This is a genomic window from Luteibacter jiangsuensis (assembly GCF_030812295.1).
Lineage (GTDB): Bacteria > Pseudomonadota > Gammaproteobacteria > Xanthomonadales > Rhodanobacteraceae > Luteibacter > Luteibacter jiangsuensis_A.
In genome coordinates this window covers 264,741-282,833 of record NZ_JAUSSK010000003.1, presented here as the reverse complement: position 1 = coordinate 282,833, position 18,093 = coordinate 264,741, and the positions used below count along the sequence as shown (strand labels likewise).

Here is an 18,093-nt window from a genome sequence, read left to right as displayed (position 1 = left end):
GGGTTCAGAGGAGGACGACATCGAACTGTTCCTGCGAGTAATGCTCTTCCGCCTGGAAGCGGATGCTCTTGGCGATGAATTCTTCCAGTTCCGCGACAGCCGCCGATTCCTCCTCGAGGATGCGGCCGACCACCTTGGGGCTGGCCATCACCAGGAGTTTCTGCGCGTTGAACTGGCGTACCGCCCGCGTGATCTCGCGGAATATCTCGTAGATCACCGTTTCGGCGGTCTTCAGCGTGCCGCGTCCGCTGCAAGCGGGGCACGGTTCGCACAACTGGCGTTCCAGGCTTTCGGTGGTGCGCTTGCGGGTCATCTCGACCAGGCCCAGGGCCGACATCGGATAAACCGTGGTCTTCGCGTGATCCTTCGCCAGGCCTTTCTCGAGCATGCGCAATACCTGGCGCTTGTGCTCGTCGTCGATCATGTCGATGAAGTCGATGATGATGATGCCGCCGAGGTTGCGCAGCCGCAGCTGGCGGGCCGCCGCCTGCGCGGCCTCGAGGTTCGTGCGATACACGGTTTCCTCGAGGTTGCGGGTACCGAGGTAACCGCCCGTGTTGACGTCGATGGTGGTCATCGCTTCGGTCTGGTCGACGATCAGGTAGCCGCCCGATTTCAGCGGCACTTCCTTGCGCAGCGCACGCTGGATCTCGTCCTCCACGCCATAGAGGTCGAAGATCGGCCGTTCGCCCGCGTAATGTTCGATGCGCTCGGACAGCACCGGCATGAACTTGTGCACGAACTTGACCGTTTTCTCGTAGGTTTCGCGTGAATCCACGCGAACCTTCTCGATGCCGTCGTTGAGCGAATCGCGCAGGGAGCGCAGCGGCAACGAAAGTTCCTCGTACACGCGCTCGCCGACCTTGGCCTTCTGGATGTTTTCCTGCACCACGCGCCAGACCTTGCCGAGGTAGGTCACGTCGAACGCGAGCGATTCCTCCGACTGGCCTTCGGCATTGGTGCGCACGATGTAACCCAGGTGGTTCTCGCCGATCAGCGGATTGAGAATGTCCTTGAGCCGCTGGCGCTCGGCTTCTTCCTCGATGCGCACCGACACGCCCAGCGTGCGCGAATGCGGCAAGAGGACGAGATAGCGCGATGGAATCGACAAGTGCGTGGAAAGACGCGCGCCCTTGCTGCCGATCGGGTCCTTGACCACCTGCACGACGATTTCCTGTCCCTCGTGCACCAACTCGGAGATCGACGGCACCGGCCCATGGCCGTTGCCTTTGCCGTCCATCGGCGCATCGGTCGGTGGCAACGGCGGGCGCACGATATCGGAGGCATGCAGGAACGCGGCACGCTCCAGCCCGATCTCCACGAACACGGCCTGCATGCCCGGCATCACGCGCTGCACGCGTCCCTTGTACACGTTGCCCACGTAGCCGCGCTTCTGCGCACGCTCCACGTGGACTTCCTGGAGCATGCCGTTCTCGACGATCGCCACCCGCGTCTCACGCGGCGTGACATTGATCAGTATTTCCTCGCTCACCGGCGCCCCTTTTCCTTGAGTCATCGTGCTTTATAGCCCGCGCGTCGACAGCCTGTCACTGACCGTGGAGGAGCTGGAAGGTTTCAAACAGGGGCAGGCCCATGACACCGGAGTAACTGCCCGATAGATGTTCCACGAAGGCCGCCGCGGCGCCCTGGATCGCATAGGCGCCCGCCTTGCCGAAACATTCGCCGGTGGCCACGTAGGACGCGATGGCTCGTCCGGAGAGGGGCGCGAAGCGCACCGTCGATACCGATACCGCCTGCCGCTCGCCGCCGGCCTCCACCAGCCATACGGTCGAGAGCACCCGATGCTCGCGTCCCGCAAGGCGGCCAAGCATGGCCACGGCGTCCGCGGCGTCACGAGGTTTGCCGAAGACTTCGCCGCCGAGTACCACCTCGGTGTCGGCGCCCAGCACCCGCGCGCCCGGTTCGTCCATCACGCGCGCGAATCCCGCCCGCGCCTTGTCCAGCGCCACGCGTGAGACATAGGCGTCCGCTGGCTCGCCGGGCGCGCGGATCTCCTCCACGTTCACCTCGAGTATCCGGTGGTCTTCGCCGATCTGGCCCAGGAGTTCGCGGCGACGGGGCGATTGCGAGGCCAGGTACAGCACGGAGATTCCTTCAGGCGCGGTGATAGGGATGGCCGGCCACGAGGGTCGTGGCGCGGTAGAGCTGCTCGGCCAGCACGAGGCGGACCAGCATGTGCGGCAACGTCAACGGCCCCAACGACCAGGTCTGGTCCGCCCGCGCCAGTACCTCGGGTGCGTGGCCGTCAGGGCCACCGATAAGGAAGGCGACGTCGCGTCCGCCCATGCGCCATTGCTCGAGCTGCCGGGCGAGGTCTTCGCTGGACCATGCCTTGCCGCGCCCATCGAGGGCGACGACGTGGATGTCGCGTGGCAGCGTCGCCAGGATGGCGACGCCCTCGTCGAGCGTCGCCCGCGCGTCGTCGCGGCCCTTGCCGCGCGCACCGGGCTTGATCTCGACCAGTTCGAGGGGAAAGTCGTGGGACAGCCGCTTCCGGTATTCGGCGAAGCCTTCGGCCACCCAGGCCGGCATGCGCTCGCCGACCGCGATGAGGCGAGCCCGCACGGCGGGCTCAGGCGTTCGCGGCTTCGGCGCCGTCGTCGCCGACGGTCCAGAGACGCTCCAGGCCGTAGAACTCGCGGATGCGAGGCATCATCACGTGGACGATGATGTCGCCCAGGTCGACGAGCACCCATTCGGCTTCGGTCTGTCCTTCGACGCCGAGCGGCATCACACCCGCCTCCTTGGCGAACTTGATGACTTCGTCGGCGATCGACTTGACGTGACGGGCGGAGGTGCCCGATGCGATGAACAGGATGTCGGCGATGGAGGTCTTTCCACGGACATCGATTTCACGGACGTCCTTGGCCTTGAGGTCTTCGAGGGCGGCAACCACGCGCAGACGCAGGTGTTCGTTGGTGGCGGCGGACTTGGCCTTGCGGGATGCGGTCGAACTCAAGATACGGAAACCTCGTACGGCGGAATGCCGGGGTTGGGGCGAGTATAACCCCGGGGGGTCTGGGGTGCGTCAAATGCCTGGGCAGGTAAAAAGCATCGCCGACAGGGTCGGCTCCCACCAGAGCGCCGCTGCCTGCCTGGTGGGAGCCGACCCTGTCGGCGATTAGCGCCCGAGGGCTCGATACGGCGCCAGCAGGGCCTCGTCCGCGAAGCAGGCCGTGGGCATCAGGAAGCGTGGTTCGCCACCCGCCGCGAAGGACTCGCGAATCGCCGTGGCGGCGATGTCGAGCGGCGTGATCGCTATGTCGATCACCTGCCCGGACGGCCCGTGCAAGCGCTCCACCCGGCGCCCGGCGATGAAAGCGGCGAGGTCGCCCGACGGCGGATGGAGGGTCCCGGGTCGCGTCAGCACGCCCACGTGGGCAAAGGCGAACAGGTCCCGCCAGAGGTGCCAGGACGCCAGTCCGGCGAACGCGTCGGCGCCCACCAGGAGCACCAGCGACCGGTCCGGCCCGATATCGGCGCGAAGGGACGCCAGCGTGTCGACCGTATAGGAGGGCCCGTCGCGGTCCAGTTCGCGGGTATCGATGGCAAGGCGATCCTGTCCCGCGAGCGCCGCGCGCAGCAAGGCGACACGGCCACTGGCATCGGCGACGGGGGGCGGCCGGTGCGGCGGCGTGCGCGCGGGCACCAGGCGCACCTCGGCGTCGAGCGCTTCGGCCGCCTCCCAGGCGGCACGCAAGTGGCCGTGGTGGACCGGGTCGAAAGTGCCGCCGAGTATGGCGAGCGGGCGCGGCCGGCTCATGCGAAAACGGTAGCCGCGCGCGGCTCGGCGATGGCGGCGACGAGCCTTTCGGCTTCCAGCCAGGGATCGCCTTGCTCGCGACCCTTGGCCATGCGATCGATGCGCGCGGCCCGGGCGAGGCAAGCCATCCAGTGCTCACGCGGCGCACGGCGCAGCGCCTTGCGGAACAGTTGCTCACGCGCGGGCCAGAGACGCTCGGCCTTTGCCTGCGCGCCGAAATCACGCGCGTTGGCCAGGCGCATGGCGAGTTGCAACTGGTTGACCAGCCAACCCATGAGCGCGATGAGTTCGTCGCCTTCCGCGCGCAGGCCGGAGAGGATGCGCAAGGCACGTCCTCCTTCGCCCGCGAAGGCGGCGTCGGTCAGCTTGAAGGCATCGTAGCGGGCGCTGTCCGCGACCAGGCTTTCCAATGTCGCGGCGTCGAGTCGCTGGTCGCCTGCGAGGACGACAAGCTTGTCGACCTCCTGCGCGGCGGCGAGCAGGTTGCCCTCGACGCGCTCGGCGAGCATCGCCACGGCGTCGGGGGTGGCCTTGACGCCACGCGAGGCGAGCCGCGCGCCAATCCACTGTGTCCATTCATGCGGCCGCGGGGCGTTGAACACCACCTGGATGCCACCCTGGTCGACCGTCTTGGTCCACACGGCCTCGTGCTTGTTGCTCCACTCGGTGGCGGTGATCAACAAGGTCGTGTCCGGCGGTGGATTGACCACGAATTCGGAGATCGCCGCCCCGCCATCCTTCCCGGCGCGTCCACCGGCCAGGCGCAGGTCGAGGAGGCGCCGGGTCGCGAACAGCGACAAGCCCGCGGAGGCACGGGCGAGGTCGTCCCAGTCGAAGCGGCTATCCGCCTCCAGCACCTCGCGCTCGGCGTAACCGAGCCGGCGCGCCATGGCGCGCACGGCATCGGCCGCTTCCAGCACGAGCAGTTCCTCGCCCACCAGCAGATAGGCCGGCGCCATGCGGTCGCCGGCGAGATGCTTCTGCCACTGGCTCGGATTGAAGGGCACGCCGCCGGCTCAGTTCGAGGTGGCGGGCGCCTGCGCGGGCGCCGCCATGGCCGGATGCGCGCCAGCCGCCTGCAAGCGGAACAGGATCGCCTGGACCATGTCGCCGATGAGGCTGCGCTGCAGCTCTTCGGTCTGGCTTGCGGTACCGATGGTGTTGGTCGCGTCGTAGCTGAACTCGCGGGACATGTCGACCGACTGCGAGGGGATGATCACCGTGCCGTCGCCCGCCTTCGCGTTGAAATCGACGTGGTAGCGCACCGCGTATTCCGTGACGCGCGCGGTACCGCTGACAGTCAGCGAATCGGTGCGGAAGGTGTTCGAGGTGACCGCCAGCTCGGCCGCGTCGACCGACGGCTTGTCCACGATCGTCACGTCGGAATTTTCCAGCGCCCGGGTGAGCTCGCGTTCCAGCTTGCCGCCGCCGGATACCGTGAGATGGATCTTCTTCATCCCCGGCGGCAACGCCGCGCTCTGGCGCAGGTGGAAGCCGCAGGCACTGACCAGGGCCGCGATGGAGACCAACGTGGCGATGCGAAGCGAACGAAGGAGGTTCGGGCTCATGGTTATCCTGCGACGATGTTGACGATCTTGCCGGGCACGACGATCACCTTGCGCACGGTCTGGCCTTCGAGCATGCGGGCCACGTTGGGTTCGGCCCGCGCCATGGCCTCCGCCTCGTCCTTCGAGGCCGATGCCGGCACCTCGATGGTAGCGCGAAGTTTGCCGTTCACCTGCACCGCGTAGGTCAGCGAGTCGCGCACCAGCGCCGCCGGGTCCACTTGCGGCCATCCGGCGTCCTCGACCAGGGTCTCGCCATGGCCGAGCACCTGCCACAGCGCGTGCGAGACATGCGGGGTGAACGGGTTGATCAACTGGACGATGGCCGTGAAGGCCTCCTGGCGCAACGCCTTGCCCTGGGCGCTGGCGTCGTCGAACCTGCCCAGCGCGTTCAGCAGCTCCATCAAGGCGGCGATGGCGGTATTGAAGGACTGGCGGCGGCCGATGTCGTCGCTCACCTTCTGGATCGTCTCGTGCAGCTGGCGGCGCAGCGTCTTGCGCGCGGCCTCGCCCGCTCCGCCCTCGCCCGAAGCGACGGACGAGGCATGCGTGTTGATGTCGCGCCAGAGGCGGCGCAGGAACCGCGCCATGCCTTCCACGCCGGCCTCGTTCCACTCCAGCGACTGGTCTGGCGGGGCGGCGAACATCGAGAACAAGCGCACGGTGTCGGCGCCGTACTTCTCGACCATCGACTGCGGGTCCACGCCGTTGTTCTTCGACTTGGACATCTTTTCGACGCCGCCGATTTCCACCGGCTTGCCATCGGTACGCAGTACCGCGCCGACGATGCGTGCGCGCTCGTCGCGCTGCACGTCGACATCGGCGGGATTGAACCAGGTGCTGGACCCGTCGGCTTCCTTACGGAAGTACGTCTCGGCGATCACCATGCCTTGGCAGAGCAGGTTCGTCGCCGGCTCGTCGCTGTCCACCAGCCCTTCGTCGCGCATGAGCTTGTGGTAGAAGCGGAAATACAACAGGTGCAGGATCGCGTGCTCGATGCCGCCGATGTACTGGTCGACCGGCGTCCAGTAATTGGCGCGCTCGTCCACCTGCCCGTTCGCGCCGGGGCTCGTGTATCGCGCGTAGTACCAGCTCGATTCCATGAAGGTATCGAAGGTGTCGGTCTCACGCTCGGCGGCGCCACCGCAGGTCGGGCACGTGGTCTTGCGCCATTCCGGATCGGCCTTGATCGGCGACTGCACGCCCGAGAAAGCCACGTCCTCCGGCAGCACCACCGGCAACTGGTCTTCGGGTACCGGCACGGCACCGCACGCCGGGCAATGGATCACCGGGATCGGGCAGCCCCAGTAGCGCTGGCGGCTGACGCCCCAATCGCGGATACGCCAGTTGACCCGGCGCTCGCCGCGCCCGGCCCCCTCGAGCTTCGCGGCGATGGCGTCGAATGCCGCCTTGAATTCCAGGCCGTCGAACTCGCCCGAGTTGATCAGGGTGCCGTAATCGGTGTACGCACCGGCGGTCTGGATGTCGTTCTCGAAGGTCTTGATCGTCTCGACCGCGGCCGACGACTGGTAAGCGTCCGAGGAACCGCCATCCAGTGCGTTCTGCACCGTGTCGGTGCCATCGGCGGCGAGATCGCGCTTCAGTTCCGCGACGGCGTCGACGACGCCACGATCGACCACCACCATCCTGATCGGCAGGGAATACTTCTGGGCGAACTCCCAGTCGCGTTGGTCGTGGCCGGGCACCGCCATGACGGCGCCGGTGCCGTAGCCCATCAGCACGAAGTTGGCGACCCATACCGGCACCTTTTCACCGGTGAGCGGATGCGTGGCGTCGACGCCGGTGTAGTAACCGCGCTTCTCCTGGGTTTCCAGTTCGGCCTCGGACACGCCGCCGGCCTTGCAGCTTTCGATGAACTCGGCCAAGCCTGGATTACCCTCGGCCGCGCGCGTCGCGATCGGATGCTCGGCCGCCACCGCCACGTAGGACACGCCCATGAGCGTGTCCGGCCGGGTGGTGAATACCGTGAGCGGCTCGTCCTGGCCGTCGACGTCGAAGGTGATCTCCAGGCCTTCGGAGCGGCCCAGCCAGTTGCGTTGCATGGTCTTGACCGCTTCGGGCCAGCCCGGCAGCGCGTCGAGGCCATCGAGCAGTTCCTGCGCGTAGGCGGTGATCTTCAGGAACCACTGCGGGATCTCGCGCTTCTCGACCACCGCGCCGGAACGCCAGCCCCGGCCGTCGATGACCTGCTCGTTGGCCAGCACGGTCTGGTCGACCGGATCCCAGTTCACGACGCTGTTCTTGCGGTACACCAGGCCTTTTTTCATCAGCCGGGTGAACATCTGCTGCTCCCAGCGGTAGTACTCCGGCTTGCAGGTGGTGACTTCGCGTGTCCAGTCGTAGGCGAAACCCATGCGCTTGAACTGCTCGCGCATGTGTTCGATGTTCTTGTAGGTCCACTTCGCCGGCGCCGTGTTGTTCTTGATCGCGGCATTCTCGGCGGGGAGGCCAAAGGCGTCCCAGCCCATCGGCTGGAGCACGTTCTTGCCCTGCTGGCGCTGGAAGCGGCTGATCACATCGCCGATGGTGTAGTTGCGCACGTGGCCCATGTGCAGGGCACCCGAGGGGTACGGCAGCATCGACAGGCAGTAATACTTCGGCCTGGCCGTGTCTTCGCTGACTTCGAAGGCGCGGGTTTCGTTCCAGAAGCGCTGGGCGGCCGTCTCGACGACGTCCGGGGCGTAGCCGCCCTGCTCGCGCGTGCCCTGATCGTGGGTGTCCTGCATGGTGTTCGGTACCAATGGAATGCTCGGTTGGCCGCAGGGGAAAACGCGGCGGTCAATCGCGGGAGACTATCCCACGGGGCCGTTCGGGCCAAGTGTTGAGGCCACTCCGGGTCGAAGCAGAGCACGTGTGGGAGCCGCTCCGGTACCCGGATGAAGCACTTGTGGGAGCCTGCCGGGTTCTCACAGACACATCGGGCTCCCCCGGCTACTGGCAGGGAGGGTTCTGGCCGGCGGCCACGGCGCGTACGGCCGCGGCGACCTGGTCGGCCACCTTGCCAAGGGCTCGCTGGTGGGCCTCGACCAGGCTGTCGTACGTCGAGCCGGCAGGCTCGGCGACGCGCGACGCGCAGTTCGCGGCGACGCCCTCGACGCCACGCACCGACCAGGAGGCTTCCAGCGTGGCTTTGCCGCCGACTTCCGAATCGAACCGGCGGACGTCGAGCCGCACGCCGACGACCTTGCTGTCCTTCGCCCTTGGCAGCCCATGGACGTCGTGGGTCCCCAGCCGCGCCGTCAGGTCGGCCGATAGCGCGCCGCGGATCTCGTCGCCCAGCGGCGAGGCCCAACGTTCGCCGTCGAGAACGGCGATGCCACTGGAGCCCTGTCGCAATACCAGCGCAGGCTGGTCGACCTGGGGCGGCACGCTCACCGGCTGCACATCGATGACGAAGGCCGCGGATGCCGCCGCCCCCGGCACCGAGGGTGGAACCAGGGTATGGAAGTGGGTCGGCGCCGAGGCGCAGGCGGCCAGCGTCCCGAGCAGGATGGCGCTGCCGGCGAGGCGGAGGGTATGCATCATGGCTGTTCTTCCTTGCCCTGCTTCGGGGACGACGGGGTACGTATCTGCGGCGGCGCGTCGGCGCCGCGGCCGCGCAGCAGCGCTTCCGGATGCCGCCCCAGGTAATCGGTGAAAGCACGGACCGAACGCACGGTGCGCTGCAGTTCCTCCAGCGTGTTGGCGATGTTCTGCTGCAAGGGCGAATTCTCGGACAAGGCGTCGTTGGCCGTGCCCACCGTCCTGTTCACGCCTTGCAAGGTCTTCTTCGCTTCGGGCAGGAGATCGCCGTTGACCTGCTTCAGGGTGCCCTGGAGCTCCTTCAGGCTGCCATCGAGGTTCTTGCCGATCGAATCGAACGGAATCTTCTCGACCTTGTCGACGATGCTGGAAAGCTGTTCCTGCAAGTGGTCGAAATCGCCCGGGGTCGTCGGCACCTCCACCGGTTTGGCCTTTTCGTCGAAAGCCACCTTGGGCGCCTTCGGGTCGAAATCCAGAGCGATGTAGAGCTGGCCGGTGAGCAGGTTGCCGGCGCGCGCCTGCGCGCGCAGCCCGTGCGCGACCAGTCCGCCCATGATCCGGGGGAACAGGCTGTCCTCGTCGCCACCGACCGCCTTGGCCAGCTTCTCGTTGGCCTGGCCCAGGCGCTGCGGGTAGACCAGCGCGCCCACGATGACCGGGAAGGTCTGCGTCTTCGGATCGTAATCGAGGTTCACCGAGACCACGCGGCCGACTTTGACACCGAGCAACTCGACGGGCGCGTCGACGGTCAGCCCACGCAGCGAGTGTTCGAAACGCATGCGGATGTAACGAGGCTTGCCGTCCGGTGGTGCCAGTGCCGTGGTCTGGTCGTTGAAGAGGGTGTATTCCGCCATTTCCGGCGCGGGGGCTTCGTCGTGCGGCCCCGGCGGATCCTGGAAGGCGACGCCGCCGGCGATCACCGTGGCCAGCGACTGCGTGTTCATCTTCAGGCCGTCGGCACCGAGCGATACGTCGACGCCGCTGGCGTTCCAGAAGCGCGTGTCCTTTCCCACGAAGCGATCGTTGGGCCCGTCGATGAAGAGCTGCAACGAGACCCCCTTGCCATCCTTGTCCAACTCGTACGAGACGATCCGGCCGACCTGGATGCGCCGGTAGTACACCGGCGAACCGATATCCAGCGAACCCAGGTCCGAGGAATGCAGCACGAAGCGCCGGCCGGGCGCGCCGTGGGTCACCGCCGGCGGTATTTCCAGGCCCGTGAAGTCGCTTTGTTCCTCGTCCGAATCGCCGGCGTCCGCGCCGATGAAGGCGCCCGAGAGCAAGGTATCGATACCGGATACGCCGCTGGCACCGATGCGCGGGCGCACCACCCAGTAACGGGTGCCCTTGGTGGCGAAGGCTTTGGCATCCTTGTCCAGGTCGAGCATGACCGTGATGTGCGTGCGGTCGCGCGAGAGGCGCATCGTGGTGACCTTGCCGATCACCACGTTCTTGTACTTGACCTGGGTCTTGCCCGCCTCGATGCCTTCGGCGGTGAGGAAGGTCACGGTGATCCGGGGTCCCGCGGACGTGTAGTGGTTGACCAGCAGCGAGATGCCGACGAGCGCGGCCACGATCGGCACCAGCCAGATCAGCGAGAAGCCCAGCTTCGACCGGCGTACGACCGGTTGCGGCAGATCCTCCGGCGGAGGTGTGTTTCCTACGTTGGTGTCGCTCATTGCGATTTCCTGTTGTCCCAGATCAGGCGGGGATCGAAGCTCATGGCCGATAGCATCGTCAGTACGACGACCACGCCGAAATAGACCACGCCGGGCAAGGGCTCGACGCGGCTGAGGATCTTGAAATGGACCAGGGCCGACAGGATCGCCACGACGAATACGTCGAGCATCGACCAATAGCCGACCAGTTCCACGAAGCGGTACAACCGCGTCCGCTGCTTCGCCACGAACCCGCTGGAACGCTGCACGGAAACCAGCAGGTAACCCATGATGATGAATTTCAGCATCGGCACGACGATGCTCGCCGTGAAGACGATGACCGCGAGACCGGGCGAGCCCGCGCGCCACAGTTCCACGATCCCGCTGAGGATCGTGTTGTCGTCTTTCGACGAAAGGCTCTGCGTGCGCATGATCGGGAACAGGTTCGCCGGGATGTAGAAGATCGCCGCCGCCGCGAGCAAGGCCCAGGCGCGGCCGATACTGCCGCGCTTGCGCACGTGAAGCGCATTGCCGCAGCGTGGGCAGTGCGCGTGCGGATCGTCCACGTATGCCGTGACCAGCCGGCACACATGGCAGGACATCATGCCCAGCTCGCTGGCCCGCGGCGGCGCATTCATGCCCTCGCCTCCCGCGTGATATCCCAGAGCTGGCGCGGATCGTGGCTGGAAAACAACGTGACCAGCAACGTAAGGAAGCCGAACGCCCAGATGCCCGGCCCCGGTACCACGTCGAAATAGGTGTGCGCCTTCACCACCGCGACGAGCGTGCCCAGCATGAACACCTCGATCATGCTCCATGGCTTGACCCTGACCAGGGCCGACATGGCCTGGGCGAAACCGGGTGCCCGGCGTCCGTCGCGGGCGAACCAGAGCACCCAGCCGAAGATCAGGATCTGGCTGAGTGGAAAGAAGAACAGGGTCATCGCGCTGAGGAAGGCCACGACCTGGGCACCATCGTTCCACATGGCGATGACCGCGCCCCACAGGGTGGTGGCCGCGGTCATCCCGGACAGGCCGAGGGTGACGATGGGCGAGACGTTGGCGATGACGAAGACGATGAACGCAGCGACGATCAGGGCGAACTGCGCGTCCACGCCGAGCCACTGGTGCCGTTCCAGCACGGCGCCGCAAACGACGCAATCGGCGACTTCGCCACGCGCGAGCGTACGCCTCCGGTAGACGGAGTCACAGTGTTCGCAGACGATCAGTTCCTGGGCGTTATGCATGCCTTCCCGGCGGTTCGAGGCCGCACCGGCCCGCGCCGTATGATCGCAAATCCGCGTAAACGGCGCATGAGGGGACGGATAGGAGTAGTCCTAAAAGGCCCCGGGGGCTTGATATGCTCCCCCCCTTCCCCGACTTACCGGGCATCGACACCTTGTCCCAGGAGCCTTCCGTGAGCAGCGCCCAGACCCGCAATGAACATGTCTTCGACGCGACCACGGCCGGTTTCGAGAACGACGTCATCAAGGCGTCGCTCGAAACCCCCGTCCTGGTCGATCTCTGGGCCGAATGGTGCGGCCCCTGCAAGTCGCTCGGCCCGATCCTGGAAAAGCTGGCCGCCGAGTACAACGGCGCCTTCCGCCTGGCCAAGATCGACGTGGATGCCGAACAGCAGCTGGCCGCCATGTTCGGCGTCCGCAGCATCCCCACCGTGGTCCTGATCAGCGGTGGCCAGGTGGTCGATGGCTTCGCCGGCGCACTGCCGGAGGGCCAGATCCGAGAGTTCCTCACCCGTCACGGCGTGCAACCGGCGGATACGGCCAACGACGAAGACATCGCGCCGGCACCGGCTGAAACCGCCGAGGAGGCCATCAACCGCCTCCAGCAGGCCATCGCCGCCGAACCGGATCGCGCCGAACTGAAGCTCGACCTCGCCCTGGCGCTGATGCGCGCCGGCCAGGTCGAGCCGGCCCAGGCCGAACTCGACGCCCTGCCCGCCAACCTCGCGACCGACGCCCGCGCGGTACGCCTGCGCAGCCAGCTGGAACTGGCCCGCGCACTGGCCGGCGCCCCGTCGCTGTCAGAGCTCCAGGCCCGCGTGCAGGCTAACGATTCCGACTGGGAGGCACGCGACCTGCTTGGTGTGCGCCTGCTGATCGAAGGCGACGCACCGGCGGGCCTCGACCAGTTCATCGATGTGCTCAAGCGCCAGCGCGACTGGAATGAAGGACAGGCGAAGAAGCGCCTGCTAGCGGCGTTCGCGACGATCGACGATCCGGAGCTGGTGGGCGCGTATCGCCGCAAGATGGCGTCGCTGCTGTTCTGATCAGCGGCGCTTGCGCCGCACGTAGAGTTGCTTGCGCACCGTGGCCACGAGCTCGCCCGATGCCGTGCGGACATCGGTCTCGAACCAGCGAAGGCATTTTTCACCGTTCGCCGTGGCGGCGCGCAGCTCGTCGAGCAAGGATTCCTCGACGCGGAACTCCGCATAGACATCCTCGCGACCTGGCGCGACGAAACGGATCTCTCCTGCCTGGTCCCATACGATGTAGTCGTTGCCGAGGCTCTTGAGCACCATGATCATCCAGAACGGGTCGGTCATGGAAAAAAGGTTGCCGCCGAACTGCGTGCGCACGTAGTTGCGGTTGTACCAGGTGAGTTTCAGGCGCACCTTCGCGTACCGGTAATCGTCCATCCGCACCACCCGGATTCCGGTGAACAGGAAAGGTGGCCAGGCGTTGAGGATGCGCCGCAAGGTGGGTGCGTTCATGGCGCCCATGCTATCGGCCACCACCCTCCGCGCAAGACCCCCGTTTCAAACGATAGCGGCGATTCAAGGCACGAGGACAGCCGCTCCACTGAGACGTCCGGAACGCAGGTCGTCCAATGCATGGTTCGCTTCTTCGAGCTTGTAGGTACGGGTGGTGGCCCGCAAGTCGGCGCTAAGGGGGGATCCGAAGAACGACGTCGCGTCGTCACGAGTGAGGTTGGCGACGGAGACGATCTCGCGTTCTTCCCAAAGCCAGCGATAGGGAAACGCGGGGATATCGGACATGTGGATGCCTGCGCACACCACCCTGCCGCCTTTTTTCACCTGCCGCAGGGCACGAACCACCAAGTCGCCGTCGGGCGCGAAGATGATCGCCGCATCCAGCGGAGTGGGAGCGCCGCCGAGCGACGAGCCCGCCCATGACACGCCGAGGGATCGTGCGAAATCCTGTGCGGCCACGTCTCCCTCGCGGGTGAAGGCATAAACCGTGCGTCCTTCCGCAAGCGCCATCTGGGCAACGAGATGAGCGGCCGCACCGAAACCGTATAACCCGAGGCATCGCCCACTGCCCGCACGGCGCAAGGATCGCCAACCGATCAGGCCCGCGCATAGCAACGGCGCCAGGGCCACCGCGTCCCGATCCGTCGGCAACGGTATGCAGTAGGCCGCGTGGGCCACGACGTGGCTGGCGAAACCACCCGGACGTGTGTATCCCGTGAATTCCGGCGCGTCGCACAGGTTCTCCCTGCCCTCGCGACAGAATTCGCAAACCTGGCAGGTGCCGCCCAGCCACGGAATGCCGACCCGGTCACCGATATGGAAAGCGTCGACCCCCGCACCCAGCGCCACGACCCTGCCGACGACCTCGTGCCCGGGTATCACGGGCGGCCGCACTTCGGGCAACTCGCCATCCACCACGTGAAGGTCGGTACGGCAAACGCCACACGCCTCCACGCGTACTTCGATGTCCCCCGGACCCGGTGCGGAAGGGTCGAGCCACGCCAGCCGCAGGGGGGTTCCCACCGCTTCCAGCACCATGGCCCGCTTGCCCTGGCGACCCGATGTCGCCGCGCCGTCGCCATCGGTTGTCATCGCAGCCATCGACCGCCTCGTCCTCGTCGTCGTGATCGCCAGCATGCGCCTGGCGGTCATCGGGCAGGTTGACCTGCATCATCTGGGGCGCCGCCTTGCGAACGGCATCCCCATCGCTTCTAATGGATCGGCGACATCGACGAACTCCGGGGGTTCTCCCGCGTACCGTCTCATCGAAGAGGATACCGCCGCGATGGCTTCGAACGAGCGGCCCGAGCACCGGCTACTGATCGTCGACGACGAGACGGAAGTCGCAACCATGCTCGCCCGCTATTTCGGCGGCCAGGGGTTCGAGGTGGTCACCGCGGCCGATGGCGAGCAGATGCGCCGGCGCCTCACCGAAGCACGCATCGACCTGGTCATGCTCGACCTGGGCCTCCCAGGGGAAGATGGCTTTTCCATCACGCGCTATCTTCGGGAAACCTGGAAAGGACCGGTCGTGATCGTGACGGGCCGTGGCGATTCGGTCGACCGCATCGTTGGGCTCGAACTCGGTGCGGACGACTATGTGACGAAACCGTTCGACCTCCGTGAACTGCTCGCGCGGGTGCGCAGCGTGTTGCGCAGGACACGCCAATCCGCCACCGCCGCATCCGAGACACCATGCGTCAGCACGGACTATGCCTTCGGGGGATTCACCCTGGACACGCGGTCACGCACCCTGTGCTCGCCTGACGGCAGTCCCGTCGAACTGACCACCGGCGAATTCACGCTGCTGTGCATCCTGGCCGAGAATGCCCATCGGGTGCTATCCCGCGACCAGTTGATGACGCGCCTCTATGGTCGCGATGCCGGCCCCTTCGATCGTGCCATCGACGTCCAGGTGGGCCGTCTCCGTCGGAAGATCGAGCCCGATCCGTCACGCCCCGCGCTGATCAAGTCCGTGCGAGGTGCCGGTTACGTCTTTACCCCATCGGTCACCCGGCCATGACACGGCCCAGCGCCTCGTTCGATGACAGCGGGCTGTTCCGCGTCCTTTTCGACATGGCACCGGACGCCATGATCGTCGTCGACCGGCTCGGTACGATCATGCTGACAAACCCCCAGGCCGATCGGCTGTTCGGTTACCCGACCCACGCACTCCACGGACGGCCCATCGAGGATCTTCTTCCCGCGACGCTGCGCGAGGTCCATGTGGCGCACCGTACGCAGTACATGGACAACCCCCGCGTACGCCCCATGGGCGCGGGTTACGAACTCACGGGTGTGCGGGCGGACGGCACGGTCTTTCCCGTGGAGATCGGTTTGAGTCCGGCGCAGGTCGGCGGAAAACCCTTGTTCGCGGCATCCATCCGAGACATCTCCGAAACGCAGCGAGCCCGGCAGGCCCTTGCACGGGCTCGCTATGACACCCGCGTCGCCGATATCAGCCGGCGCATCCTGCTGGCGGCAACCCACGACGCGGCCATGACGGAGATTCCCGCCCTCATCGCCGAAACGTTGTCCGTACCGACCGTCGCCGTGCTGCTGGTCGACCCGCATGGTGGCGGCCTCCGGATAGCCGCCGCCGTCGGCGTCGACGATCCCATGCGAATCCTGTTGACCGGCCTGCGCGGGTCGCAAGCCGGCGATCCCCCGCCCCGCGACGACCTGGATGGTGGACTGGTGACCCGGACCCCGCTGGGCGCGAACGCAGCGACCCGTCCAGCTCTCGATGCGGTATTGGCCCTGTTACCCGACCGCGAGGCCCCGGCCGGATATCTCGCCGTCGTGATTCCCCAAACCGAGACGTTCGACCGGGATCGTCAGCATTTCCTCCAGTCCGTGGCCAATGTGCTGTCCGCGTCGATCCAGCGCGGCCGCAGCGAAGAACAACTGGCCCATGCGCAACGGCTGGACGCCCTCGGCCAATTGACCGGCGGCATCGCCCATGACTTCAACAACCTGCTGACCATCGTCTCGGGCAACCTGCAATTGCTCGAGTGGGACCTCGAGGCCGATTCCTCCGCCCGCGAAACCATCGCCAGTGCGTCGCGCGCCGTGGAGCGTGGCTCGACGCTCACCCGCAAGCTGTTGAGCTTTTCACGGCGTCAGCGACTGAATCCGCAACAGGTACGCACCGAACTGCTGCTGGCCGACCTCAGCGAGATGCTTGCCCGGACCCTTGGCGAACGCATCCGCGTCGTCGCCGACTGCCCCTTGGGACTGCCCGCCGTTTTCGCGGACCCGGGCGAACTGGAAGCCGCGCTGGTGAACCTCGCGCTCAACGCGCGCGATGCGATGCCACGCGGTGGCAAGATCAGCATCAATGCACGACTGCATGAGCAGACCATGGATGGCGGCGACCTGCTGCCAGGCCCTTACGTCGTCTTCACCGTCGTCGATTCAGGCGTGGGCATGCTACCGGACGTGCTCTCGCGGGCGGTCGAGCCGTTTTTCACCACGAAAACGGGGGGCAAGGGCAGCGGACTCGGCCTGAGCATGGTCTACGGGTTCGTCAAGCAATCCAGCGGCAAGCTGTCCATCCATAGCGAACCCGGATCGGGCACGCGGGTGGAACTGTATCTGCCGTCGGTCGAGTACCGTGCCGCCGTCGCCCCCGCGGCGGATATCGTCGAAGGTGACGAGACCGTACTCGTGGTGGAGGACGAAGATGAAGTGCGCCGGGTGGCGGCGTTCTTTCTCCGCCGTCTCGGGTATACCGTGATAGAAGCCGGCACCGCCAAGGCGGCACGCACCGCCTTCGACGACCATCCCGAGATCGATGTCGTGTTCACGGACGTGGTATTGGGCGGTACCGTGACGGGCCTGGATCTGGTGAACGAATTTCAGCGCGAGCGGCCGGGCCTCAAGGTACTGATGACTTCGGGTTACGAATATGGCGCGCCCGAGGATGACCGCCGCCGCATGGGAGAGCTCGAACTGCTGCGCAAGCCCTATCGCCGGGAGCAGCTCGCGACGTCGCTGCGTCACGTGATCGATGGCGGCTGATCACGCGGCCTGGGCGCAGCAGGCCATCGCACGCAGCCCATCGACGTCCAGGACGCGTACTTCGCGACGTTGCACCTCGATAAAGCGCAGATCGGCAAGATGGCTTAGCGCGCGGCTGACGGTTTCGTGCTTGAGCGCAAGGAAACTGGCCATGTCCAGCCGGCTCATGCGCAGGATGAAGTGCTTCGCGCTGTAGCCCAGCCGGGCGTGGCGCGCGGCGATGTCGATCAGGAAAGCGGCCACCCGCGGTTCGGCCGCCAGCGTGCCCAGCAGCAACATCCATGTACGGTCGCAACGGATTTCCGCCGCCAGCGCCGTGTGGATCTGCTCCTGGAGTTCGGGGATGCGTACCGCGGCCTTCATGACCGCCGGGTACGGCAGATCCCAGGCTTCGCTGTCCTCCAACGCGATCACATCGCACGCATAGGCATCGAGACCGATCGACTCCACGCCCGCCAGTTCACCACGCATCTTGAAGGCGGTCACCTTTTCGCGGCCGTCGGTCGACGTGTCGCATATCTTGTAGGAACCGACGTGGACCAGATGGATGGCGCGGAACGGCTGACCCGATCTGTACAGGTACTGGCCCGCCGCATGCTTGCGGCGTGTCACCGGCAACTCCCGCCGCAGCGCCTCCAGGTCGATGGCGCTCAACGAGGGTGGCTGCACCGCCTGGCTCGTCCATGACGGATGGGTCGACGTACTCTGGCTGACGTTCGCGATCATGTCCTTTCCTCCCAGGTGGTGGAGCCATGCCACGCTTCGCAGCCTAGCCGCGCTCACTCAT

General features: G+C 66.3%; 18 protein-coding genes. 3 read left to right on the top strand and 15 right to left on the bottom strand.

What is annotated here, in order from left to right; all coding sequences use genetic code 11:
• Positions 1 to 4: 4 nt before the first annotated feature.
• The 12 genes from rng to J2T07_RS11385 form a co-directional block, all read right to left on the bottom strand.
• The gene (gene rng, locus J2T07_RS11440) at positions 5 to 1,492 is read right to left on the bottom strand and encodes a ribonuclease G (protein WP_306850082.1); all 1,488 of its coding nucleotides are present in this window, start codon (positions 1,490 to 1,492) and stop codon (positions 5 to 7) included.
• Positions 1,493 to 1,547: 55 nt separating this feature from the next.
• The gene (locus tag J2T07_RS11435; RefSeq protein WP_306850080.1) at positions 1,548 to 2,105 is read right to left on the bottom strand and encodes a Maf family protein; all 558 of its coding nucleotides are present in this window, start codon (positions 2,103 to 2,105) and stop codon (positions 1,548 to 1,550) included.
• 10 nt (positions 2,106 to 2,115) lie between these two features.
• Positions 2,116 to 2,586: a 23S rRNA (pseudouridine(1915)-N(3))-methyltransferase RlmH gene (gene rlmH, locus J2T07_RS11430; protein WP_306850077.1), complete on the bottom strand. Its 471-nt coding sequence runs from the start codon at positions 2,584 to 2,586 to the stop codon at positions 2,116 to 2,118.
• A 7-nt stretch (positions 2,587 to 2,593) separates the two neighbouring features.
• A complete protein-coding gene (rsfS, locus tag J2T07_RS11425) occupies positions 2,594 to 2,980 on the bottom strand; it encodes a ribosome silencing factor (protein WP_306850075.1) in 387 nt (128 codons plus the stop codon).
• Positions 2,981 to 3,142: 162 nt separating this feature from the next.
• On the bottom strand, positions 3,143 to 3,784 hold the full coding sequence (gene nadD / locus J2T07_RS11420; RefSeq protein WP_306850073.1) for a nicotinate-nucleotide adenylyltransferase: 642 nt from the start codon (positions 3,782 to 3,784) through the stop codon (positions 3,143 to 3,145).
• Positions 3,781 to 4,791, bottom strand: coding sequence for a DNA polymerase III subunit delta (holA, locus tag J2T07_RS11415; RefSeq protein ID WP_306850071.1), 1,011 nt, complete (start codon positions 4,789 to 4,791; stop codon positions 3,781 to 3,783). Before holA ends, nadD begins: the two co-directional genes overlap by 4 nt.
• Before the next feature lie 9 nt (positions 4,792 to 4,800).
• Positions 4,801 to 5,352, bottom strand: a complete 552-nt coding sequence (lptE, locus tag J2T07_RS11410) for an LPS assembly lipoprotein LptE (RefSeq protein WP_306850069.1) — start codon at positions 5,350 to 5,352, stop codon at positions 4,801 to 4,803.
• Positions 5,353 to 5,354: 2 nt separating this feature from the next.
• Positions 5,355 to 8,096 carry a leucine--tRNA ligase gene (gene leuS, locus J2T07_RS11405; RefSeq protein WP_306850067.1) on the bottom strand — a complete coding sequence of 914 codons (2,742 nt, stop codon included), beginning with the start codon at positions 8,094 to 8,096 and terminating at the stop codon, positions 5,355 to 5,357.
• Between the two features lie 205 nt (positions 8,097 to 8,301).
• Entirely contained in the window at positions 8,302 to 8,895 is a 594-nt protein-coding gene (locus tag J2T07_RS11400; RefSeq protein ID WP_306850065.1) for a PqiC family protein, read from the bottom strand.
• The gene (locus tag J2T07_RS11395) at positions 8,892 to 10,571 is read right to left on the bottom strand and encodes an intermembrane transport protein PqiB (protein ID WP_306850063.1); all 1,680 of its coding nucleotides are present in this window, start codon (positions 10,569 to 10,571) and stop codon (positions 8,892 to 8,894) included. Before J2T07_RS11395 ends, J2T07_RS11400 begins: the two co-directional genes overlap by 4 nt.
• Positions 10,568 to 11,188 carry a paraquat-inducible protein A gene (locus J2T07_RS11390; RefSeq protein WP_306850061.1) on the bottom strand — a complete coding sequence of 207 codons (621 nt, stop codon included), beginning with the start codon at positions 11,186 to 11,188 and terminating at the stop codon, positions 10,568 to 10,570. Before J2T07_RS11390 ends, J2T07_RS11395 begins: the two co-directional genes overlap by 4 nt.
• Positions 11,185 to 11,796, bottom strand: coding sequence for a paraquat-inducible protein A (locus J2T07_RS11385; RefSeq protein WP_306850059.1), 612 nt, complete (start codon positions 11,794 to 11,796; stop codon positions 11,185 to 11,187). Before J2T07_RS11385 ends, J2T07_RS11390 begins: the two co-directional genes overlap by 4 nt.
• Before the next feature lie 170 nt (positions 11,797 to 11,966).
• Here J2T07_RS11385 and trxA point away from each other — a divergent pair, with 170 nt between their 5' ends.
• Entirely contained in the window at positions 11,967 to 12,839 is an 873-nt protein-coding gene (gene trxA, locus J2T07_RS11380; RefSeq protein WP_306850057.1) for a thioredoxin, read from the top strand.
• Here trxA and J2T07_RS11375 read toward each other — a convergent pair whose 3' ends face one another.
• Positions 12,840 to 13,283: a DUF4442 domain-containing protein gene (locus J2T07_RS11375; RefSeq protein WP_306850055.1), complete on the bottom strand. Its 444-nt coding sequence runs from the start codon at positions 13,281 to 13,283 to the stop codon at positions 12,840 to 12,842. It abuts the gene before it with no gap.
• A 63-nt stretch (positions 13,284 to 13,346) separates the two neighbouring features.
• On the bottom strand, positions 13,347 to 14,384 hold the full coding sequence (locus J2T07_RS11370) for a zinc-dependent alcohol dehydrogenase family protein (protein WP_306850053.1): 1,038 nt from the start codon (positions 14,382 to 14,384) through the stop codon (positions 13,347 to 13,349).
• 184 nt (positions 14,385 to 14,568) lie between these two features.
• Between J2T07_RS11370 and J2T07_RS11365 the strand changes: the two genes are divergently transcribed.
• Positions 14,569 to 15,306: a response regulator gene (locus J2T07_RS11365; RefSeq protein ID WP_306850051.1), complete on the top strand. Its 738-nt coding sequence runs from the start codon at positions 14,569 to 14,571 to the stop codon at positions 15,304 to 15,306.
• A complete protein-coding gene (locus J2T07_RS11360; protein WP_306850049.1) occupies positions 15,303 to 17,306 on the top strand; it encodes a PAS domain S-box protein in 2,004 nt (667 codons plus the stop codon). The genes J2T07_RS11365 and J2T07_RS11360 overlap by 4 nt, the downstream gene beginning before the upstream one ends.
• Here the strand turns inward: J2T07_RS11360 and J2T07_RS11355 are convergent, their stop codons facing one another.
• Positions 17,307 to 18,032 (bottom strand): Crp/Fnr family transcriptional regulator, encoded by a 726-nt coding sequence (locus J2T07_RS11355; RefSeq protein WP_306850047.1) that lies wholly within the window; start codon positions 18,030 to 18,032, stop codon positions 17,307 to 17,309.
• Positions 18,033 to 18,093 lie beyond the last annotated feature (61 nt).

Bases quoted from the DNA above. Each gene is read 5' to 3' on its own strand.
- nadD (WP_306850073.1), bottom strand. From the start codon at position 3,784: ATGAGCCGGCCGCGCCCGCTCGCCATACTCGGCGGCACTTTCGACCCG.
- lptE (WP_306850069.1), bottom strand. From the start codon at position 5,352: ATGAGCCCGAACCTCCTTCGTTCGCTTCGCATCGCCACGTTGGTCTCC.
- leuS (WP_306850067.1), bottom strand. From the start codon at position 8,096: ATGCAGGACACCCACGATCAGGGCACGCGCGAGCAGGGCGGCTACGCC.
- J2T07_RS11400 (WP_306850065.1), bottom strand. From the start codon at position 8,895: ATGATGCATACCCTCCGCCTCGCCGGCAGCGCCATCCTGCTCGGGACG.
- J2T07_RS11395 (WP_306850063.1), bottom strand. From the start codon at position 10,571: ATGAGCGACACCAACGTAGGAAACACACCTCCGCCGGAGGATCTGCCG.
- J2T07_RS11390 (WP_306850061.1), bottom strand. From the start codon at position 11,188: ATGAATGCGCCGCCGCGGGCCAGCGAGCTGGGCATGATGTCCTGCCAT.
- J2T07_RS11385 (WP_306850059.1), bottom strand. From the start codon at position 11,796: ATGCATAACGCCCAGGAACTGATCGTCTGCGAACACTGTGACTCCGTC.
- J2T07_RS11375 (WP_306850055.1), bottom strand. From the start codon at position 13,283: ATGAACGCACCCACCTTGCGGCGCATCCTCAACGCCTGGCCACCTTTC.
- J2T07_RS11370 (WP_306850053.1), bottom strand. From the start codon at position 14,384: ATGGCTGCGATGACAACCGATGGCGACGGCGCGGCGACATCGGGTCGC.
- J2T07_RS11365 (WP_306850051.1), top strand. From the start codon at position 14,569: ATGGCTTCGAACGAGCGGCCCGAGCACCGGCTACTGATCGTCGACGAC.
- J2T07_RS11360 (WP_306850049.1), top strand. From the start codon at position 15,303: ATGACACGGCCCAGCGCCTCGTTCGATGACAGCGGGCTGTTCCGCGTC.
- J2T07_RS11355 (WP_306850047.1), bottom strand. From the start codon at position 18,032: ATGATCGCGAACGTCAGCCAGAGTACGTCGACCCATCCGTCATGGACG.